General features: G+C 63.4%; 16 protein-coding genes. 13 read left to right on the top strand and 3 right to left on the bottom strand.

The window, feature by feature from the left end:
- Positions 1-977: 977 nt before the first annotated feature.
- Positions 978-2,741 carry a hypothetical protein gene (locus IWX89_RS16220; protein ID WP_196904579.1) on the top strand — a complete coding sequence of 588 codons (1,764 nt, stop codon included), beginning with the start codon at positions 978-980 and terminating at the stop codon, positions 2,739-2,741.
- Between the two features lie 20 nt (positions 2,742-2,761).
- Here IWX89_RS16220 and IWX89_RS16215 read toward each other — a convergent pair whose 3' ends face one another.
- On the bottom strand, positions 2,762-3,190 hold the full coding sequence (locus IWX89_RS16215) for a hypothetical protein (protein ID WP_196904578.1): 429 nt from the start codon (positions 3,188-3,190) through the stop codon (positions 2,762-2,764).
- Positions 3,191-3,552: 362 nt separating this feature from the next.
- Here IWX89_RS16215 and IWX89_RS16210 point away from each other — a divergent pair, with 362 nt between their 5' ends.
- The 8 genes from IWX89_RS16210 to IWX89_RS16175 all read left to right on the top strand — a co-directional run bounded on the left by IWX89_RS16210 (position 3,553) and on the right by IWX89_RS16175 (position 10,642).
- The gene (locus IWX89_RS16210; protein ID WP_196904577.1) at positions 3,553-4,959 is read left to right on the top strand and encodes a ParB N-terminal domain-containing protein; all 1,407 of its coding nucleotides are present in this window, start codon (positions 3,553-3,555) and stop codon (positions 4,957-4,959) included.
- Between the two features lie 628 nt (positions 4,960-5,587).
- Positions 5,588-6,523, top strand: coding sequence for a DUF3560 domain-containing protein (locus tag IWX89_RS16205; protein WP_196904576.1), 936 nt, complete (start codon positions 5,588-5,590; stop codon positions 6,521-6,523).
- A gap of 137 nt (positions 6,524-6,660) precedes the next feature.
- The gene (locus IWX89_RS16200; protein ID WP_196904575.1) at positions 6,661-7,098 is read left to right on the top strand and encodes a hypothetical protein; all 438 of its coding nucleotides are present in this window, start codon (positions 6,661-6,663) and stop codon (positions 7,096-7,098) included.
- Between the two features lie 361 nt (positions 7,099-7,459).
- Entirely contained in the window at positions 7,460-7,879 is a 420-nt protein-coding gene (locus tag IWX89_RS16195; protein ID WP_196904574.1) for a DUF3846 domain-containing protein, read from the top strand.
- A gap of 301 nt (positions 7,880-8,180) precedes the next feature.
- Entirely contained in the window at positions 8,181-8,384 is a 204-nt protein-coding gene (locus tag IWX89_RS16190) for a hypothetical protein (protein ID WP_196904573.1), read from the top strand.
- Positions 8,385-8,750: 366 nt separating this feature from the next.
- Positions 8,751-9,368: a ParA family protein gene (locus IWX89_RS16185; protein WP_196904572.1), complete on the top strand. Its 618-nt coding sequence runs from the start codon at positions 8,751-8,753 to the stop codon at positions 9,366-9,368.
- Positions 9,369-10,000: 632 nt separating this feature from the next.
- Complete coding sequence (locus tag IWX89_RS16180; RefSeq protein WP_196904571.1) at positions 10,001-10,231, top strand: glutaredoxin family protein; 231 nt, start codon at positions 10,001-10,003, stop codon at positions 10,229-10,231.
- Positions 10,232-10,276: 45 nt separating this feature from the next.
- Positions 10,277-10,642 (top strand): single-stranded DNA-binding protein, encoded by a 366-nt coding sequence (locus IWX89_RS16175; protein ID WP_196904570.1) that lies wholly within the window; start codon positions 10,277-10,279, stop codon positions 10,640-10,642.
- 340 nt (positions 10,643-10,982) lie between these two features.
- On the opposite strand, the gene IWX89_RS16170 is transcribed toward IWX89_RS16175, so the two are convergent.
- Positions 10,983-12,044, bottom strand: a complete 1,062-nt coding sequence (locus IWX89_RS16170) for a hypothetical protein (RefSeq protein ID WP_196904569.1) — start codon at positions 12,042-12,044, stop codon at positions 10,983-10,985.
- 687 nt (positions 12,045-12,731) lie between these two features.
- On the opposite strand from IWX89_RS16170, the gene IWX89_RS16165 reads away from it, so the two are divergent.
- From IWX89_RS16165 to IWX89_RS16155, 3 genes are read left to right on the top strand one after another with little or no spacing between them, the layout of a single operon-like run.
- Positions 12,732-13,568 (top strand): alpha/beta fold hydrolase, encoded by an 837-nt coding sequence (locus tag IWX89_RS16165; protein WP_231383404.1) that lies wholly within the window; start codon positions 12,732-12,734, stop codon positions 13,566-13,568.
- 19 nt (positions 13,569-13,587) lie between these two features.
- Positions 13,588-14,130, top strand: a complete 543-nt coding sequence (locus tag IWX89_RS16160; protein WP_196904568.1) for a TetR/AcrR family transcriptional regulator — start codon at positions 13,588-13,590, stop codon at positions 14,128-14,130.
- A 53-nt stretch (positions 14,131-14,183) separates the two neighbouring features.
- Positions 14,184-14,513: a DUF4260 family protein gene (locus IWX89_RS16155; protein ID WP_196904567.1), complete on the top strand. Its 330-nt coding sequence runs from the start codon at positions 14,184-14,186 to the stop codon at positions 14,511-14,513.
- 195 nt (positions 14,514-14,708) lie between these two features.
- Here IWX89_RS16155 and IWX89_RS16150 read toward each other — a convergent pair whose 3' ends face one another.
- A complete protein-coding gene (locus tag IWX89_RS16150; RefSeq protein WP_196904566.1) occupies positions 14,709-15,599 on the bottom strand; it encodes an SDR family oxidoreductase in 891 nt (296 codons plus the stop codon).
- Between the two features lie 245 nt (positions 15,600-15,844).
- Between IWX89_RS16150 and IWX89_RS16145 the strand changes: the two genes are divergently transcribed.
- Entirely contained in the window at positions 15,845-16,090 is a 246-nt protein-coding gene (locus IWX89_RS16145; RefSeq protein ID WP_196904565.1) for a hypothetical protein, read from the top strand.
- Positions 16,091-16,144: the final 54 nt, after the last annotated feature.

Genomic DNA, 16,144 nt, shown 5'->3' with positions numbered 1-16,144 from the left:
GCGGCCTGGATCAACAAGCCCACCGAAGCACAAGAAAGCGAACCGAAACTAGCCGCCTAAACTCACGCTGGCCTCATCCACCTTGACAAATTCCGGAACGCCACAGGAACCACAAACGCGGAGATTGCGGGACTCGCAAACGACCCGCTCGCCCCCGGCTGGATCGACCCCGAAACCTTCTACGCCTTCTTCGGTCAGACCCTGTGCGACGAAACATGTTCGAGGGACTACTCCGAATGAATCTCACCCCCGCCAGCGCCAGGCCCACAATCGAAGACAACAACCGGGAAGACCTGATGCCCGGCCCAAAAACCGTGCGACACGCCCTGTCACCTAGCGCGACACAACGCAACGTAAGCGCTAGCGTTAATCGCATGGCAGAGCGAATCAGACGTGCACGGGGAAGTGTCCAACAGAGCCCCATCGTCTACGGTCGCGTCTCCCCCGAGGCCAAGGCCATCGTGATAGACACCGCCGATACCCTCGGCATCTCTCAGGCCCGAGCAATCGAAGCGATCTTGCTCGCCCTGCCCCTCGATCCCGATGGTGTTCCTACCGCCATCGACCGTGAGCTATTCGAATCAGAGGAGCGGCCCATCTCAGCCCCTTAAACGAAAGAAGCCCGCCGCTTACGCGACGGACCACTTCAAGTTTCGTAGCTCAAACCCTCTCTGCTTCCCGGCGCGAGGTTCGAGCTAATCCAGTGAAGATCCGGTTGTACCGGGCCTTCGCCGTGCCACCAACTGAAGGAAGGTGATGGCCTCATAGTACGTCATAGCTACGTTTGCGATGGTAAACCGAGCCAGAACGCTTCCGGCGTGTCGTCCAAAAGGTGGACAGCGTGGGATTTGACGCGACGAATCAGCCCCCGCGACCAGGTTCGCGTGATGAAACGAGACGCCTACGGCCGCGTGGACGAGAACAGCTACCCCAGCGCGCACCGCGTTGGCCCGCACTCCCCCACGACGCCGTGGGCGATGAACCTGGCCGACGACGCCGGAGTCTTCCGGGCACTCTGCTTCGACTTCGACGGCAAAGACAAGCACGGCGTCGACGCCGCTCTCATGGAACGCGCGCACGACGAGTGCGACTCCCTCTCCCGTACCCTCGACTCCCTCGCCATCGTTCACGTCGTCTGTCAGTCTTCAGGCACCGGGGGCCGACACATCTGGCTCGCTCTCTGCGACGGCGCATCAGCCGAGCAGGTCGCCGTTATGGCGCGCGCGGCACGCGCCAACTTCGCCACCCTTGATCACGGAATGCTGCACAACAGCCGTACCGGCTCCGCACGGCCGCCCCTCTCGCCCCACAGGGACGGCAGTAGCTCGACTGTGCTCTGGGGCAACCTCGACGACCTCGCTGCCCCGTCGACGACCGTCGACGACCTCGCCAACCTCGCCGCGGTCCTAGACCAGTCCAAGCCGGCGCTCCGCGTCGCCGACAGTGCCCCGTCAGGGCCGATCAATGACCGCCACCAGGCACACCGCACCCTCAGCCATGCGGGCACCGCTCACATGGCCACGATCAACGGCGGCAGCAACCCCAGCTGGACCGGCTTCGCATGCCTGCTGTCCGCTGCCAACGCCGGCTGGACTCTGCTCGACGTCGAGCACGCCGCGAAGAGTGCGCCGGGCATGGAGCACTACCGGACTAAGAACACCGGTCGTGGCGGCCGTCGCAAGCGCAGCACGGCCGAAGCGCGCGACCGGCTGGAACGGCAGTGGGACATAGCTCAGCAGTACGCGGCCGTGCAACGCCCGCTCCCGGCCGCTCGCGAGTCCCGCGACTTCACGGAGCTGAACGCCATCGTCACCGACGTCGACCTGCTCCTGAGTCGCCTGACAGTTTCTCCTGGCCGATGGGGGCGCACCGAAAAAGCGATCTCGCAGCGCACGATCTTGCTTGCCCTGGCCTACCTGACCCTCCAGACCGGCAAACGGGTCGTAGCAGCTTCCACCCGCGACCTAGCCCTCATGTGTGCGCTCGGCCGAACCACGGCCGCAGACGCGCTCAGAGCCCTCGCAGCAGAGGGTTTCATCGCACGAGTGACAGCCAGCGACGACGGCAACGCCGCCGAATGGCGCCTAACCCGAGAGTTTTCCACAACCTCCAGTACAGTCCGGCCACAACACTTAGATAACCCCCGCCCCCCCTCTGAGATCTTTAACCTGAGAGCTGCGTTGGTTGCCACTCTCGAGAACCAGCTCACCGACCAGCGACACGACTTGTTCACCCGTGCGGGGCTTGGGCACCTGGCAGGGAAGGTCTACTCACTCCTCCGCCAGATGCCGGCACTCACTGTCGAAACGGCCGCTCGCTTGCTGGGGGTCTCGACCAGGCACACCGCCACCATCCTCAGCCGGCTACGCCGCCACAAGCTCATCATCAAACACCCCGAGGGATGGGCCAGGTCGAAACGAGATCTCCGGGACCGCGCGGCACGCATCCTGGGAGTGGCTGGCACCCTGGTCAATCGCGGCGAACGCTACCGCGCTGAACGCGAAGTCTGGGCATGGTGGCACGCCGAGCTCGACAACATGACTACAGCCCCCCGCGACCGCACGCGCCGACCGCACGTCACAAGCCGAACTCTCGAATTCACCAATACGAAATCAGGCGAACGCAGCTGGCCTCGTTACCCACGGGCCCGAGACGGCAGGGGCGATCACCGAGAGGCTCGGTACTGGGCTGTCAGCGGAATGCTGGCCCCTGGATCCCTTTGGTATTCAAGCGCAGCTTGAATCGACGGATTGGAAGAGTCTCACACAACGGGTGGGGCCTTGTGCCAAATGAAATGCGTATCGCCCTTCCAGATCGGCCCCAGGATGGCGAACGCGATGACAGAGAAGACAGCGAGGAGTGAGATCAAATCGCTAGCGCTGGAAGCCCCTTGAAAGATCGAATACACAAGGGCCGCCACCCACAGAATGAACGAGACCACGAAGGCGAGGGCATCGAAAAAGAACGGCTTGTGAGGCTGCTTCACGATGCAGAGAAGAGCGTACGAAACCATCAGGACACTGAAATCTCGCAAGTTTTGAACGGGCCACCCATTGAATGTCTGGAATGCAATCTCTGAAAAGGTCGAATCCAACAGGGCCGCGAGGGCTCCAAGAGCTGCAAGAAAACCCAGGACCACCCGAATTGGCACGCCGTAATCCGTAAGAAACGAATTGATCTTTGCTGCCATTGATGCAGGTTGAGTTGTAGTCGAAGTCACGGCTTCATCGTATGTCCCGGTCAAGAGGCAAAACGTCGCCAAAGCGTTGGATGCAGTCATTCGACCCGTTCTGGGGGGATGGCTGTTAAACGGAAGACTGCCGCCTCCGGCGAAAGCCCTGCGGGCCTGGGAACCGCTGCGCGGTCGCCTTCTTGCTTTTTTTATCTGTCTGGCCGTTTCACCGTAGTTCGCTCTGTGCCTGCGTTGCGGGCTTTCGCGGCATATCCTCGCTGCGCTGCGGTATTCCACGACCCTGCACTTCGGCACTCCCGCTCTCTATCGATTTCTCTTGCCAGACAGGCAAAAAAATCAGTTGATGGAGAGAGAACTCAATGACTAACAGCATCGCCACCGTAGGCACCATCGAGCACATCGACCCCAACCTTATCGTCGTGGAAGCGAACGTGCGCACGGAGGCTGCGCTGGGGCGGGAGTTCGTGGCCAGCATCAAGGTAAACGGGGTCCTGACGCCGATCCTCGCCCGCCGCGACGACAAGGGCAACGTCATCGTGCGGGCCGGTCAGCGCCGCACGCTCGCCGCCCGTGAAGCCGGACTGGTGACAATTCCGGCGTACATCGTTGAATCTGACGAGACGACCGTCGAGCGAATCGTGCAGCAGATGGCCGAGAACGATCACCGCGAGGCCGTCACCGATGCCGACCGGGTGGCCGCGTTCCAGCAACTCGCTTTCGAGGGTCTGACGCCCGCTGTGATCGCCAAGCGCCTCGGCAGCAAGCCCGCCACAGTCAAGGCCGGAATCGCTGTCGCAGAGAACGCCGTCGCAGCATCCGCCATCGTCAGCCACTCCCTCACCCTCGACCAGGCGGCCACACTGATCGAGTTCGAGGGTGACGATGAAACCGTGTCCGTGCTCATCGACATAGCAACCACCACCCCGGAGAAGTTCGCCCACGCAGCCCAGCGCGCCCGCGACGAGGCCCGCATCAAAGCGATCAAGGCCACCGCGACCGCCGACCTGATCGAGCGCGGCTACGAAATTCTCGACCGAGACCGTGGATCCTACGAAACCGACTACGTCAGCATCAGCTACCTGAGCACCGCAGATGACGAACAGGTCACCGTGCAGCACCTCACCGATGCTCCGGGCCGGGCCGCGTACGTGTACGCATACGCCAGCAGCGACACAGCCTTCGTGCGCTACTACCTGAAAGACCCCAAGGCCGCAGGATTCCGCAAGTCCAGCGGAAGCGGAGCCACCAGTGGCCCCATGACCGACGACGAGAAGGCCGAACGCAAAACCCTCATCGCCAATAACAAGCAGTGGGCCAGCGCCGAGGTCGTGCGCCGAGAATGGCTGGCCGAGTTCCTGAGCCGCAAGACCCTCCCCAAGGACACTGCCAAGGCCATCGCAGTGGGCCTGACCGTGCACCACGGAGTTGTCGGCAAGGCCATCCAGAATGGCAACGTCCTCGCCCACACCCTTCTCGGATTGGAGCGGGCCAACTACTGGTCCGCTGACAAGCTCTCCGCACTGGTGGATCACTCCCCCACCAAGGCGCAGCACGTCACGCTCGCCATCGTGCTGGCAGGCATCGAAGACAGCACCAGCAAGGGAACGTGGCGCTACCCGGACGCCCACAGCGCCCTCTACTTCGGGCAGTTGGCCGCATGGGGGTACAACCTCAGCGAGGTCGAGCAGATCGTGATTGACACAGTCGCTGAGAAAGCAGCTACCAAGGCAGCCGAGGCCAACGCCGCCACGGTCACACAGGACTAACCTCGCCTCAAGACCCGGCGTGACAGTCCCCCACTGTCACGCCGGGTCTTTCCTGTCCCCTGTCCCCAGGCCCCAGACCCCGGCATGGAAGCCGGAGCCTGAAACAAGCAGGCACACGTTCCTTCGGGCCGTGACGGAACAGCGGCGCAGCCGCCGTACCCATTCCCCCAGGGGAGCCGCTACGCGGCAAGGAGATATCAGAGTGATATCACTCTGAAAGCACGACGGCTAAGCCGTCAGAAGCGATATTGAGCCGCTGTGCGGCGCTGTTTGTTGAGCATTTTTGTCCTATCTGGCCAATCATCGTAGCTCCCTCCGTGCCTGCGTCACCCGCAGTGCCGGACGCGCCCTGCGGGCTTATTTCGCCCGTCACTGCGGGCACTTCGGCACTCCCGGTCGCTATCGATTTCTCTTGCCAGACAGGCCAAAAAAACAGTTGTTCACGAGGAAAGAGAAGCCATGGCTGAGTCGGACTACCGGTACGAGAACACCTACCCGAGGGAGCGCTACGCGGACGGGTGTGCCTGCAGCGGGTGCCGTTCGGAAGGTGCCGTAGATACCCAGCCCGGAGAAACCTGCACCGCGACCCGCTACGCCGACAGCTTCGCCTAATCGAGGGAAAAAAATCATGCTCACCATCACCCACAGCCACGCAGCCGGAACCATGATCGACGGCACCAGCAAAAATGACGGAACCGCCGAAGTCCTCAAGACCGTTGGTTGGCGTTGGGGGCGCAGCATCAGCGCCTGGTTCGTCCCCCAGTCCCGCGACCGCCTCCCCAAGCTCCACACCATCACCCGCACCCAGGAGGCCTTGGAAGCGGCCGGATTCGAGGTCGAAACCGACATCGACCACGAGCACCGCACGACCGCCGAGGTCGAGGCCGGAAAGATCGAGCGTCAGGCCGACCGGGTCGACGCCCTGGCGGCCAAAGCCGACCGCAAGGCCACGGCAAGCGACGACGCGTGGACCCGCGCCCGGAGCGCGCTTGACCGCCTGCCCGAAGGAGGAGAACCGATCAAGGTTGGCCACCACTCCGAAGGCCGCCACCGCAACGCGATCACCAAAGCAGATAACGCCATGCGTAAATCAGTCGAAGCCAGCGCCGACGCTACCCACGCCCAAGCGCGAGCCGACGCCGCCACCCACACCACCGACGCCCGCTACCGGCCCGTCACCGTGGCCAACCGCATCGACACTCTGGGGGCCGAGCTCCGAAAGTTAGAACGACGCATCATCGCCCCGCGCTACGACGACGCACACGGCTACATCGACGCCACCGACGCCCAGAAGCAGGCCCGAGCAGACCACCTCGCACCGAACCTCGCCGAAAAGCGCGACCAGATCGCGTACTGGGAAGCCGTGCGCGCCGCCCAGATCGACAGCGGAACGGCCACCAGTTACGACCGCAGCACCGTCAAGAAGGGCGACCGGGTGAAGATCCGCGGCCAGTGGCGCGAAGTCGTCCGAGCCAACCCCAAAACCGTCAGCGTCACCACCGGCTACAGCTGGACCGACACCGCCCCCTACGCGGAGATCCAGCAGCACCAGCGGCCCGAATAAACGCCGCCCCTCAGGCCGGCCCACCCAGGGCCGGCCGTGAGGGGGGTTACCCCCTCACACTCCCCCACCAGGTGAAGCCAGGCCACGGCAGCACCCGTGCTCGAGAACCATTCCACCCGCGACCAAGGAGAACAGCCATGATCATCACCTACCAGCGACCCGACACATTCGCCCCGCACCAGCTCGATCCGAACGCACCCGCGGCCGACCTCAGTCCCACCGGGGCCGAGTGCGGAACCACGACCTTCGATGTCGCCGGAATCCAGTGGCACTGCACGAGGGCACCCCACCCCGTCCAAGACGCGCATAGCGCCACAATCGCCCCCGGAAGCAACGGCCCCACCGGTGCCATTGCGATCGAGTGGACGTACCAATACGCCACCGACGAGCACCGCACCGACGTCGACGAAGCGCCACCAGCTCACAGCATCACCATCACCCTGTCGTTCCCAGACCGGGCCGCACGGGGCATCGACACTAACGCCGTCATCCGCACCATGATCAACGCCGGGCTCGACCATTTCTGGGAAGGCGACCTCGAGGACGTGACAGCCAGCTCAACCGCCAGGCCATAACCGTGGGGCCCGCCCTCCGGGGACCGCCGCGAGGGGGACGGCGCCCCCTCACACTCCCCCACCAGGTGAATCCGGCCCGGAGGCCGAACCCACACGGAGCCGGCTACGCCGGCCTGCTTGATTCAAGACTTTTCTTCCCTTGGTGGCCAATCATCGTAGTTCGCTTCCGTGCCTGCGTTCCCACAACCTCGCACGCGGTCGCAGGCTCCCTTATTTCGCACGAGATTGCGTGCACTCCGGCACTCCGCTCTCAATCGATTCTCTTGCCACCAAGGGCAGAAAAACGGTGGACGAGCACACAACCACTGCCCCCGAGAGCGCGGGACCCCGTGCAACTCACCGACTGAGGAGAGAGAACCCCATGACCACCACCATCCGCAGCGTCAAGATCAACCCGACCGAAACCATCACCACCCACGACCTGAACGAGAACAGCATCGGGACGGATATCAGCGCCGCCATCGGATGCCGGATGTTCGACGTCGTCGGCCTGGAGGACGAGATCGACCTCTTCGTTGACGATGAAGGACTCATCAACGGGTCAACCCTGAACCTGCCCGCGACCGTGCTCGCCCACCGACTCGGTCGCCCCACCGTTATTTTCGGCACCGCCATCGCCGTCAGCGTCACCGGGGACGGCGAAACCGTCGGCCTCACCGACGCACAGCTCGCCCGGATCCAAGAGTCTCTGGCGCAGAAGCCCGACGCCGGGACTGTCGACAAGCTCGTTGAAACCCTGTCCCCGTTCCCGACCGTTGTCAGCATGCTCCGCAACATCTAGCCGACACAGCCGGCTGGCCTCCGGGCCAGCCGGTGAGGGGCCACCCCCTCACACTCCCCCAGCAGGATCCGGCACGGAGGCCGGAACAACGGAGCCGGCTAACGCCGGCCAGTACCTTCGGATTTTCTTCCCCTTGGTGGCCAATCATCGTAGTTCGCTCCGTGCCTGCGGTCCCACAATCCCGCACGCGGTCGCAGGCTCCCTTATTTCGCACGAGATTGCGTGCACTCCGGCACTCCCGCTCTCAATCGATTCTCTTGCCACCAAGGGCAAAAAATGTTGGGCGAAGCAGGAGAGAGAAATGACCACCATGAGCATCCAGACAATCGAGACGCGAGTCACCAAAGACGACAGCGAAACCTGGGCCCGCAGCCGCCAGCTCGCCAACCGCGCAGAGGACCTGAAAAGTCACGCGCAGATCGGATACCTGCTCACCCACACCACGACCATCGAGGGCACCGACTACGTGACCTTCGTCGACACCCTCACCCGCGCAAACGACTAACGACCGGGAGGGGCGGCCCAGGCCAACCCTCCCCCGCGCGATGAAGGAACTCACCTTGACCGAGCGATTCTCCGCTTGCGCCGACCACCAGAGCTCGCACACCGTATGGAGGACTTTTCCGCGCCGTGTCAATGGCCAAGAACTGCCCCAGTGCCTTGTCGAGGTCGACTAGCCAGCTGTGCGGCCAAGCCGGCTGGCCCCTGGCTGGCCGGCCGGTGAGGGGCGACCCCCTAACACTCCTCTATTGCTGAAATACTTATACGCGCAAACACTGAATTCAGTAAACACGTATTCACGCGAATACGTTTACGCGTAACGTCGTGTTTCAGTAAACACTGAAACGCGTATTTACGTTAGGATAGGAATATGAAAGTAATCACCGTGACCAATCTCAAAGGCGGGTCGGCCAAGACGACCAGCACCGCATATCTTGCGCATGCCTTCGCAGCACAAGGCAAGAGCGTCCTGATTATCGATGCCGACCCGCAGGGATCATCTCTGCGTTGGAGTGAGCAGGGGGAGTGGGAGATCCCAACCATCTCCATGCCCGTCAAGAACCTGCACACCCGCCTCGCAGGCATCGTCCCGCCGACGATTGACATTGTGATCATCGACACGCCCCCGTTGGACGAGCAAGCCGGCATCGTGTACTCCGCACTCCGCGCAGCCGACACAATCATCGTGACAATGGCACCCACCATGCTCGAATTCGAGCGTCTGCCCGACGTGTGGGCGGCAATTGACGAGATGGAAGTGCTTCGAGACACGCCGCCGGTGGTAGCCGTGTTACTGAACCGCACCATCACCAACGCCAATTCGACTCCCATGTTCCGCGACCTCATCACCGACAGCGGCCGGAAAGTCCTCACGACGACCATCCCGCGAAGAGAGCCCATCGCACAGGCATTCGCTGCCCCCGTTACCGACCTCGGCAAGTACGCCGATGCAGCACGCGAAATCGACGCGCTTGGAGTGAACCAGTGAGCAAAGCAGAAGACATGAAGGCACGGGCCACGGCTCTCTCGAAAAGGCGCACAGCGACGCCGCCGACCCTTGCAGAGCAGGATGGACCCGACAACGCGGCAGAGACTCCGACTGCCCGCGCCCCCCAGCGCTCGGCGCCACGCGCCAAGCCAGTACGGGTCACGACCGATCTGGCCCCACAGAGCTACCGGGCACTTCTGGCCTACTGCGCAGAAATGGCGGAGGACTTGGGTCGAGCCAAGGTCCCCCACGTTGAAGTGATTCGAGCGCTCATCTCAGAACTGAACGCCAACACGGAACTGCAGGCGACCGTCCGCCAGGCAGTCACCAAGCAACTAAGTAAATAAGTAAATAAGTAAACGCGTATTCATGCGAGGGGGAACGCATACCGAAGCTGGCCGGCACAGAGGCCGGTCAGCAATTGAGCCGCTGCGCGGCGCTGCAGATCCCTCGATGCCTGCACCTGTCTGGCCGTTCACCGTAGTTCGCTCCGCGCCTCCCGTTCCAGGCTTTCGCGGCATATCCTCGCTCGCTCCGGTATTCCACGACCCTGCACTTCGGCACTCCCGCTCTCAATCGATTCCCTTTGCCAGACAGGCACAAAAAACTGTTGGTGGGGGAGGGTCGGAGAAATGAGCGGGTCAGTGGTCGTCTATACGTTGCCAGAGTGCCAGCCATGCCGGATGACGAAGATGAAGCTTGACCAGGTCGGCGTCAGTTACACGGTCGTCGACCTGTCCCAGGACGACGCCGCGGTCGAGCACATCAAGGCCCTCGGACACCTACAGGCACCAGTCGTCGAGACGGAATCCACCAGCTGGTCAGGATTCCAGCCCGAACTCATCACCGCACTAGCCAGCTAGCTCGCACCGCGGACAACAGCACGATCAACCGAAGGATCAGAAACCATGTCAACACAGCGCACGATTACCGGGAACCTTGCCGCTGACGTCGAAGTAGTGAAGGCCGGCAGTATCAGCATCACGAAATTCCGAGTCATCGAGAACACGGGGGAGTACCGCGCAGGACGGTACCTCGAGCACGTCGACCCAACGACACATTTCGTTGAAGCCAAGTTCGAGCTGGGCGAGAACGCAGCAGCCACACTCCACAAGGGGGACGCCGTGATCGTCGTCGGACGAGAGCACACCAATAGCTGGGGTCCCGAAGGGGCCAAAACCTTTGGCCGCGTCATCGATGCCGACTACATCGGCGCCGACCTCAGCCGCGCCGTGGCGCAGATCCGCCGCAACAGCAAGCCCGACCAGGAGTAGCCACGTCGGCTGGCAACAGCCAGGCCGTAGTCGCGTGACCAGGACGGCCAAGCTGCCGAAAACTGAACAGTCACTTTCTCGATTGACCCGGCTTCACCGGGCCACGAGCCCACAAGCAACGCCCCCGACCGTTTTCTCTCTCCCGGTCGGGGGCGTTATCTCTGCCCAGACTGCCAACACCCAGCGGGACGGTTGCGGGCAACCACCACGTGAGAGGTTCACCATCGCTAGCCCGCCGATAGCGTTCGGCGCTGTGGTGTTGGTAGCGGTACTGGCGTCAGCGCTCACCAGATAGACCCTTCGCAAGGGCGAGGAGCTGCGCGGGGGAGTGCGCGGCGCGCTACTTCCCTGTGGGGCGCGACGCCTGGGCTTCGGCGCGGTCAGCGCGGGTGCGCTCTTCGCGTTCGCTCGTGCGCGACTCATCAAGGTCTGCGCGCAGCCGGGTGAGTTGCTGCTCAAGGGAGTCCCTCACATCGGTGACGCGCTGCTCGGCGTAAGAACGGTCCCGCACAACCTCGGCCGCAGCGTTGTCGCGTTCGCTCGTGACCGTCGCCAGGCGACCCGTGAGCACGAGCGCTTCCTCCCGGGCGCTCTCGCGCTCCTCACGAACCTGGTCGAGCCGGTCGCGGGTACTCGCTGCGTCCGCCTCGGCCCGCTCGGCTCGCGCCACGGCTGCGTCGGCCTTCGCGATCGCTTCGCGCGCGGCCACTAGTGCCTCGTCCTTGGCTCCTGTTGCCGATGTGACGAGATTCCGGGCCTCGGAGAGCTGCGCGGCCATGGCCGTGTTCTCCGCTCTCAGAGCGGCGACCTGTGCCGCGAGGTCGGCGATCTCTGCGGTCGCGCGTACGTTGTCCTCACCTGCCAGGGTGAGGGCACCTTCCAGGCCAGACGCACGTTGCTCGAGCGCGGCCAGGTCGATGCGGAGCTCGTCGACCAGGGCGGTGGACTCCTCGGCTGCCGCGTCGGCCTCAGCACGTTCGGCCTCGGCCTTGCGGGTAGCGGTCTCGGCGCGGTGGGCTCGCGCAGCTGCTGACGCGACCTGCTCGGCCGCGTCAGCGGTGACGGCCTCAATCTGCGCTTCGGCTGCATCGGGGTCCGCGACCGTGCGGAGCTCGTCGACGAGGACGACGAGCTGCTGCTGCAGGTGCTCGACCATGCCGGCGACCTGGGACCGCAGGACGCTTGCCCGCTGGCGTGCGGCATCGACGGGCAGCTTGTCATCCTCGACAGTTCGCTCAACCCGGCCAGCCTCGGCGCGACGAGCACGCCACGCAGCGGCCCGGTTGTGGGCCGGGTTAGTGCAGTAGCCGGCGGGGCGGCCAACGCCGGGCGTGGCGTCCACAGGCTCGTCGCAGCCGGGGAAACCGCAGGTGCGCACATCAGTGATCTCGGGGATGCTCATGCCAATATCGTATCACTACTAACGCAATACGAAAACGAAACACGCAATACGATAACGGAAAAACGAAATAGGGTCATGCAACGGCTGTCATTTTTCGAAGTCGTCTGCACAAATTGAGAATGCTCATCTCGATGTCACTAATCTGCTCATGCTGGTGTCAGTGGACCCATCTGAACTCGACAGTGTGACCACCCCCGCGGGGTCAGGTGCTGGGGTGGCGGCGGCTCAGCTGCTGGTGGGTGATGTGCGCGTAGTGTGACCGGCATGGACGACGACCTGGGTGTGCCGAACTGTGAACGATGCTTGGTCCGCATGGTGATCGAGGGCACCGATGAAGGCCCGTTCTGGTGCTGCCCGGAGTGCGGTGTCGTTCGACTCGTGTGACGGTGCATGTCCTGGCGAAGCTCAGACGGTGACGGGTCGATCCCATTGCTGACGAGGCCCGGGGGAGAGGTAGCTACGGCCTGGGGAGCGGCCGGTAGAGGAACCCAGTGCGGGATGCTTGCCCGAAAGATTCGGTGGCGCCTAGTTGTACTGAGTCATGACGTTGGTGACATTCGGCTGATGGGAGTTGTTCCGATGCCGGTGTGTTCGCAAGCGTTCCTGGCGATGACGTCCAGGCCAGGGCCCAAACCGCTTCAAGAAAGAACTATTGACATTAGCCCTGCGGCTAATTAGATTAGCCGCATGAATACTCAACACGCAACACCGCCACCAGTGACGCGATTCCTTGCCCAGCCGGAAGGCCGAATCGCATACGACATCCAGGGCGCCGGTCCGCTCGTGCTTCTCGTACCAGGCATGGGCGACCTTCGATCCACCTACCGGTTTCTGACTTCTGCTCTCGTTGCCGCCGGCTACACGGTTGCGACCACCGACCTTCGCGGCCATGGGGACAGTAGCAGCGTGTTCTCCAGCTATGGGGATGCCGTTACTGCGAGTGACCTTGTGGCGCTTCTTGACGACCTGGGGAAACCGGCGGTCGTCGTCGGGAACTCCATGGGGGCAGGAGCGGCGGTGATCGCCGCGGCCGATCGCCCGGAGCTTGTCAACGGCCTGGTCCTGGTGGGGCCCTTCGTCCGTGAGCCGGCATCCAACACCCGCTTCAACCGCTTGTTTCTGCGCCTGCTCATGGCGCGGCCCTGGGCTGCGGCCGCGTGGAAGGCGTACCTGCCTAAGCTTTATGTAGGAACGCCGCCGACCGATTTCAGCCAGTACAAGAAGGACGTGATCGCGAGCATCAGGCGCCCCGGCTACACGCGGGCCTTCAGCCTGACGACGCGAACCGACCACGTCCAGGCCGGTGACAGTCTGGACCGCGTCACAGCTCCCGTCCTCATCGTCATGGGTGAGAAGGATCCCGATTTCAAGGACCCAAAGGCAGAAGCTGACTGGATCGCGCGCACGCTGCACGGTGAAGCGGTGATGGTCCCGGACGCCGGGCACTACCCCCAGTCGCAGCAACCGGAACGCACCTCGGCCGCCATCATCCGGTTCCTCAGCACCCTGAAGAACCATGCCTAGGCCCAGACTAGACACGGCCATGGTCGTCGATCACGCCGCTCAGATGCTCGACGAACGCGGCTCAGCCGGGTTCAACCTCGCTGCTCTGGCCGAAAGCCTCGATGTGCGTATTCCGTCCCTCTACAAGCACGTCGACGGGATGCCCGGCCTTCGACGCGGCATCATGATCCAAGCCAAGGCAAGCCTCGCCCACGCCCTCGGGCAGGCGGCCATCGGACGCTCCCGAGACGACGCGATCGAGAGGATGTCGTTCGCGTACCGCCGCTGGGCGCTCGAGCACCCCGGGCAGTACCCGATGACGGTGCACGCACCGGCACCCGGCGACGACGAAGACCTGAAGGTGTCCTCCGCGATCGCCGACGTCGTCTACAACGTCCTCGCCGGCTACGACCTCCGTGACGACGACGCGGTAGACGCCACCCGTTTCCTCCGGTCCGCGCTGCACGGTTTTGTGGCCCTCGAGACCAGCGGCGGCTTCGAGTTGCCGGTGGACCTGGAACGCAGCTTCATGAGGCTCGTCCAGAGCGTCGTCACCGCTTTGGCGAGCTGGTCCGGGTCATGACCAGGAGCGCCGCGCCCAAGGCAGAGCACCGGGCAAAGGCCCCATCCAGTCCGGTGAGCCCTATCCACCGGGTTGAGGGTGCCGCGGTCGCTGCGTCCGCCGCGACCCTTTTCATTCTGGGGGGATTCAGCTGGTGGTGGCTGCCGGTGTTGTTCCTGGTCTTCGACCTTTCCTTCATCGGATACGCCGTCAGCAACCGGGCCGGAGCCTACGGATACAACCTCGTTCACAACTACGTGGCCCCCGCGATCCTGATCGCCGTCTATAGCCTCCTTCACGTGATCGGGATCCCGCTGTGGCCACTGGCATTTATCGCCGGATGCTGGTTCTTCCACGTCGGCGCCGACCGAGCCATGGGCTACGGCCCACGGCCACCGAACTAGGACGATCCAGCACGTCTTCCAGCCGGACTTCCCGCCGAACAGGCACACGCAGCAGGCTCTCCCTCACGCGGGACCCCGCCGTTTCGATCAGAACTGCAACCAAGTTCGGACTCGGACATGGCGCTAGAAACCGCGCGCAACGATTAGCGCTGCCCGACTGTGACGCTGTCAAACGGGAACCTCTTCCGGGCGTGTTCAGGAGTAGAGGCTGAATCCGCCGTCGGTAGTGAGGACCTGGCCGACGATCCACCGTCCTTCGTCTGTTGCCAGCCAACCGATCAGCCGTGCCGGATCGGTTGGCTCGCCGAAGCGCCCAAAGGGCGTGTTCCGCACAGACTCCTGGATCTCTGCGAGTGGCCGATCCGTTGTCTCCGGGTCCAAGTAACCGGTATTGACCGGGCCCGGATTGATCGTGTTCAAGATGATTCCCTGCCGCAGCAGCTCACTGGCCACAGTCGGGGTGAGGCCGGCGAGAGCCGCCTTACTGGCCACGTAGGCGACTTCGCCAGGCATGGCGCCCTGGAGCTGGCCCGATGTCATCCAGAACACCCGACCGGTCGCGAATTCGTCACGAGGCCCCGTCGATGGCGCATGTTCTCCCGGGCTCACTGGCGAGTTCTCTCCCCCGCCCGCGAACTGTTTCGCGAACTCTCGCGTCAGGAGAATGGTGGAGCGCGCGTTCACCTGCCAGTGACCGTCGAGGGCCTCAGCGCTCATGTCAAAAATGGATCCGTCCCCGCCGCTCCTGGCATGGTTGCAGACCAAAATATCGACCCGTCCGGTGAGGCTGCACGCGGCTCGAATCGTTTCGACCGCGGAATCCAGCCCCGCGAGATCGATGCTGGCGTCATCGAACCTGGCCTGGTCGGTTTGGACGACACGGATGCCGGCGCGGACTTCGTCCAGATCATCGGCACCCCAGGGCTGGGAAACATCATGCGACGAGAAGTGCTGAATGAAAACGTGGGCACCGAGTTCCGCAAAACGACGCGCCACGGCGAAGCCAATACCTTTGCGGCGTGACACCCCGGTCACAAGGGCGGTCTTACCGAGCAGCGGCAGAGGCGAATTAGAAGTAGAAGTCATGAGACGGGCTCCAAGAAAGAAGTGAATGCAGCAGGAATGACGCGCTGATCCGCTGGGCAGCGGACTCCCCACTTGATTGCCACGGTCGGCCTCGATTCAACCCAGGCACCAGGGCCTCGCCCGAGCGTCTTCAACCACACTAACGGCGGCGGAAATCAACACGACTCCGAAATGGAACCTGAGGCGGAAGGACATGTGGGACGCCGCGGCGTACCGTAGAAAAGGAGACGAGAACGGGGACTCACATGTCGCATCGCACCACCACACCGCAGACCGCAGTCTGGTACTTCGTTGGCGCGACGTTCATGTTCGTCTCCCCGACGCTCATCTTCCAGGGATCTGATCTTCTGTGGCTGAGGCTGCTCACACTCGGGGTGGGCTTGGTCATATTCACGAGTGGGATCCTGGTGTGGACCCGAGAGCAGCGGCAGCGACGCGCCGCCCGCGACGCTGACAGCCCGGAGCAGCCTGGACGGGCCACCTCGGGATAGCCGCACGGCATGCGTGTCTCGACGGATGAACAAAACTGCCCCACGGGCCTTCGA

It is taken from the genome of Cryobacterium sp. MP_M3, from assembly GCF_015752155.1.
Lineage (GTDB): Bacteria > Actinomycetota > Actinomycetes > Actinomycetales > Microbacteriaceae > Cryobacterium.
This window is presented reverse-complemented; position numbering and strand designations above follow the sequence as displayed.

What these genes read in the sequence shown, in the direction of transcription:
- IWX89_RS16210 (WP_196904577.1), top strand. Translation starts at nt 3,553, where the DNA reads ATGACTAACAGCATCGCCACCGTAGGCACCATCGAGCACATCGACCCC.
- IWX89_RS16190 (WP_196904573.1), top strand. Translation starts at nt 8,181, where the DNA reads ATGACCACCATGAGCATCCAGACAATCGAGACGCGAGTCACCAAAGAC.
- IWX89_RS16220 (WP_196904579.1), top strand. Translation starts at nt 978, where the DNA reads ATGAACCTGGCCGACGACGCCGGAGTCTTCCGGGCACTCTGCTTCGAC.
- IWX89_RS16160 (WP_196904568.1), top strand. Translation starts at nt 13,588, where the DNA reads ATGGTCGTCGATCACGCCGCTCAGATGCTCGACGAACGCGGCTCAGCC.
- IWX89_RS16165 (WP_231383404.1), top strand. Translation starts at nt 12,732, where the DNA reads ATGAATACTCAACACGCAACACCGCCACCAGTGACGCGATTCCTTGCC.
- IWX89_RS16205 (WP_196904576.1), top strand. Translation starts at nt 5,588, where the DNA reads ATGCTCACCATCACCCACAGCCACGCAGCCGGAACCATGATCGACGGC.
- IWX89_RS16195 (WP_196904574.1), top strand. Translation starts at nt 7,460, where the DNA reads ATGACCACCACCATCCGCAGCGTCAAGATCAACCCGACCGAAACCATC.
- IWX89_RS16215 (WP_196904578.1), bottom strand. Translation starts at nt 3,190, where the DNA reads ATGGCAGCAAAGATCAATTCGTTTCTTACGGATTACGGCGTGCCAATT.
- IWX89_RS16185 (WP_196904572.1), top strand. Translation starts at nt 8,751, where the DNA reads ATGAAAGTAATCACCGTGACCAATCTCAAAGGCGGGTCGGCCAAGACG.
- IWX89_RS16170 (WP_196904569.1), bottom strand. Translation starts at nt 12,044, where the DNA reads ATGAGCATCCCCGAGATCACTGATGTGCGCACCTGCGGTTTCCCCGGC.
- IWX89_RS16145 (WP_196904565.1), top strand. Translation starts at nt 15,845, where the DNA reads ATGTCGCATCGCACCACCACACCGCAGACCGCAGTCTGGTACTTCGTT.
- IWX89_RS16200 (WP_196904575.1), top strand. Translation starts at nt 6,661, where the DNA reads ATGATCATCACCTACCAGCGACCCGACACATTCGCCCCGCACCAGCTC.
- IWX89_RS16180 (WP_196904571.1), top strand. Translation starts at nt 10,001, where the DNA reads ATGAGCGGGTCAGTGGTCGTCTATACGTTGCCAGAGTGCCAGCCATGC.
- IWX89_RS16175 (WP_196904570.1), top strand. Translation starts at nt 10,277, where the DNA reads ATGTCAACACAGCGCACGATTACCGGGAACCTTGCCGCTGACGTCGAA.
- IWX89_RS16150 (WP_196904566.1), bottom strand. Translation starts at nt 15,599, where the DNA reads ATGACTTCTACTTCTAATTCGCCTCTGCCGCTGCTCGGTAAGACCGCC.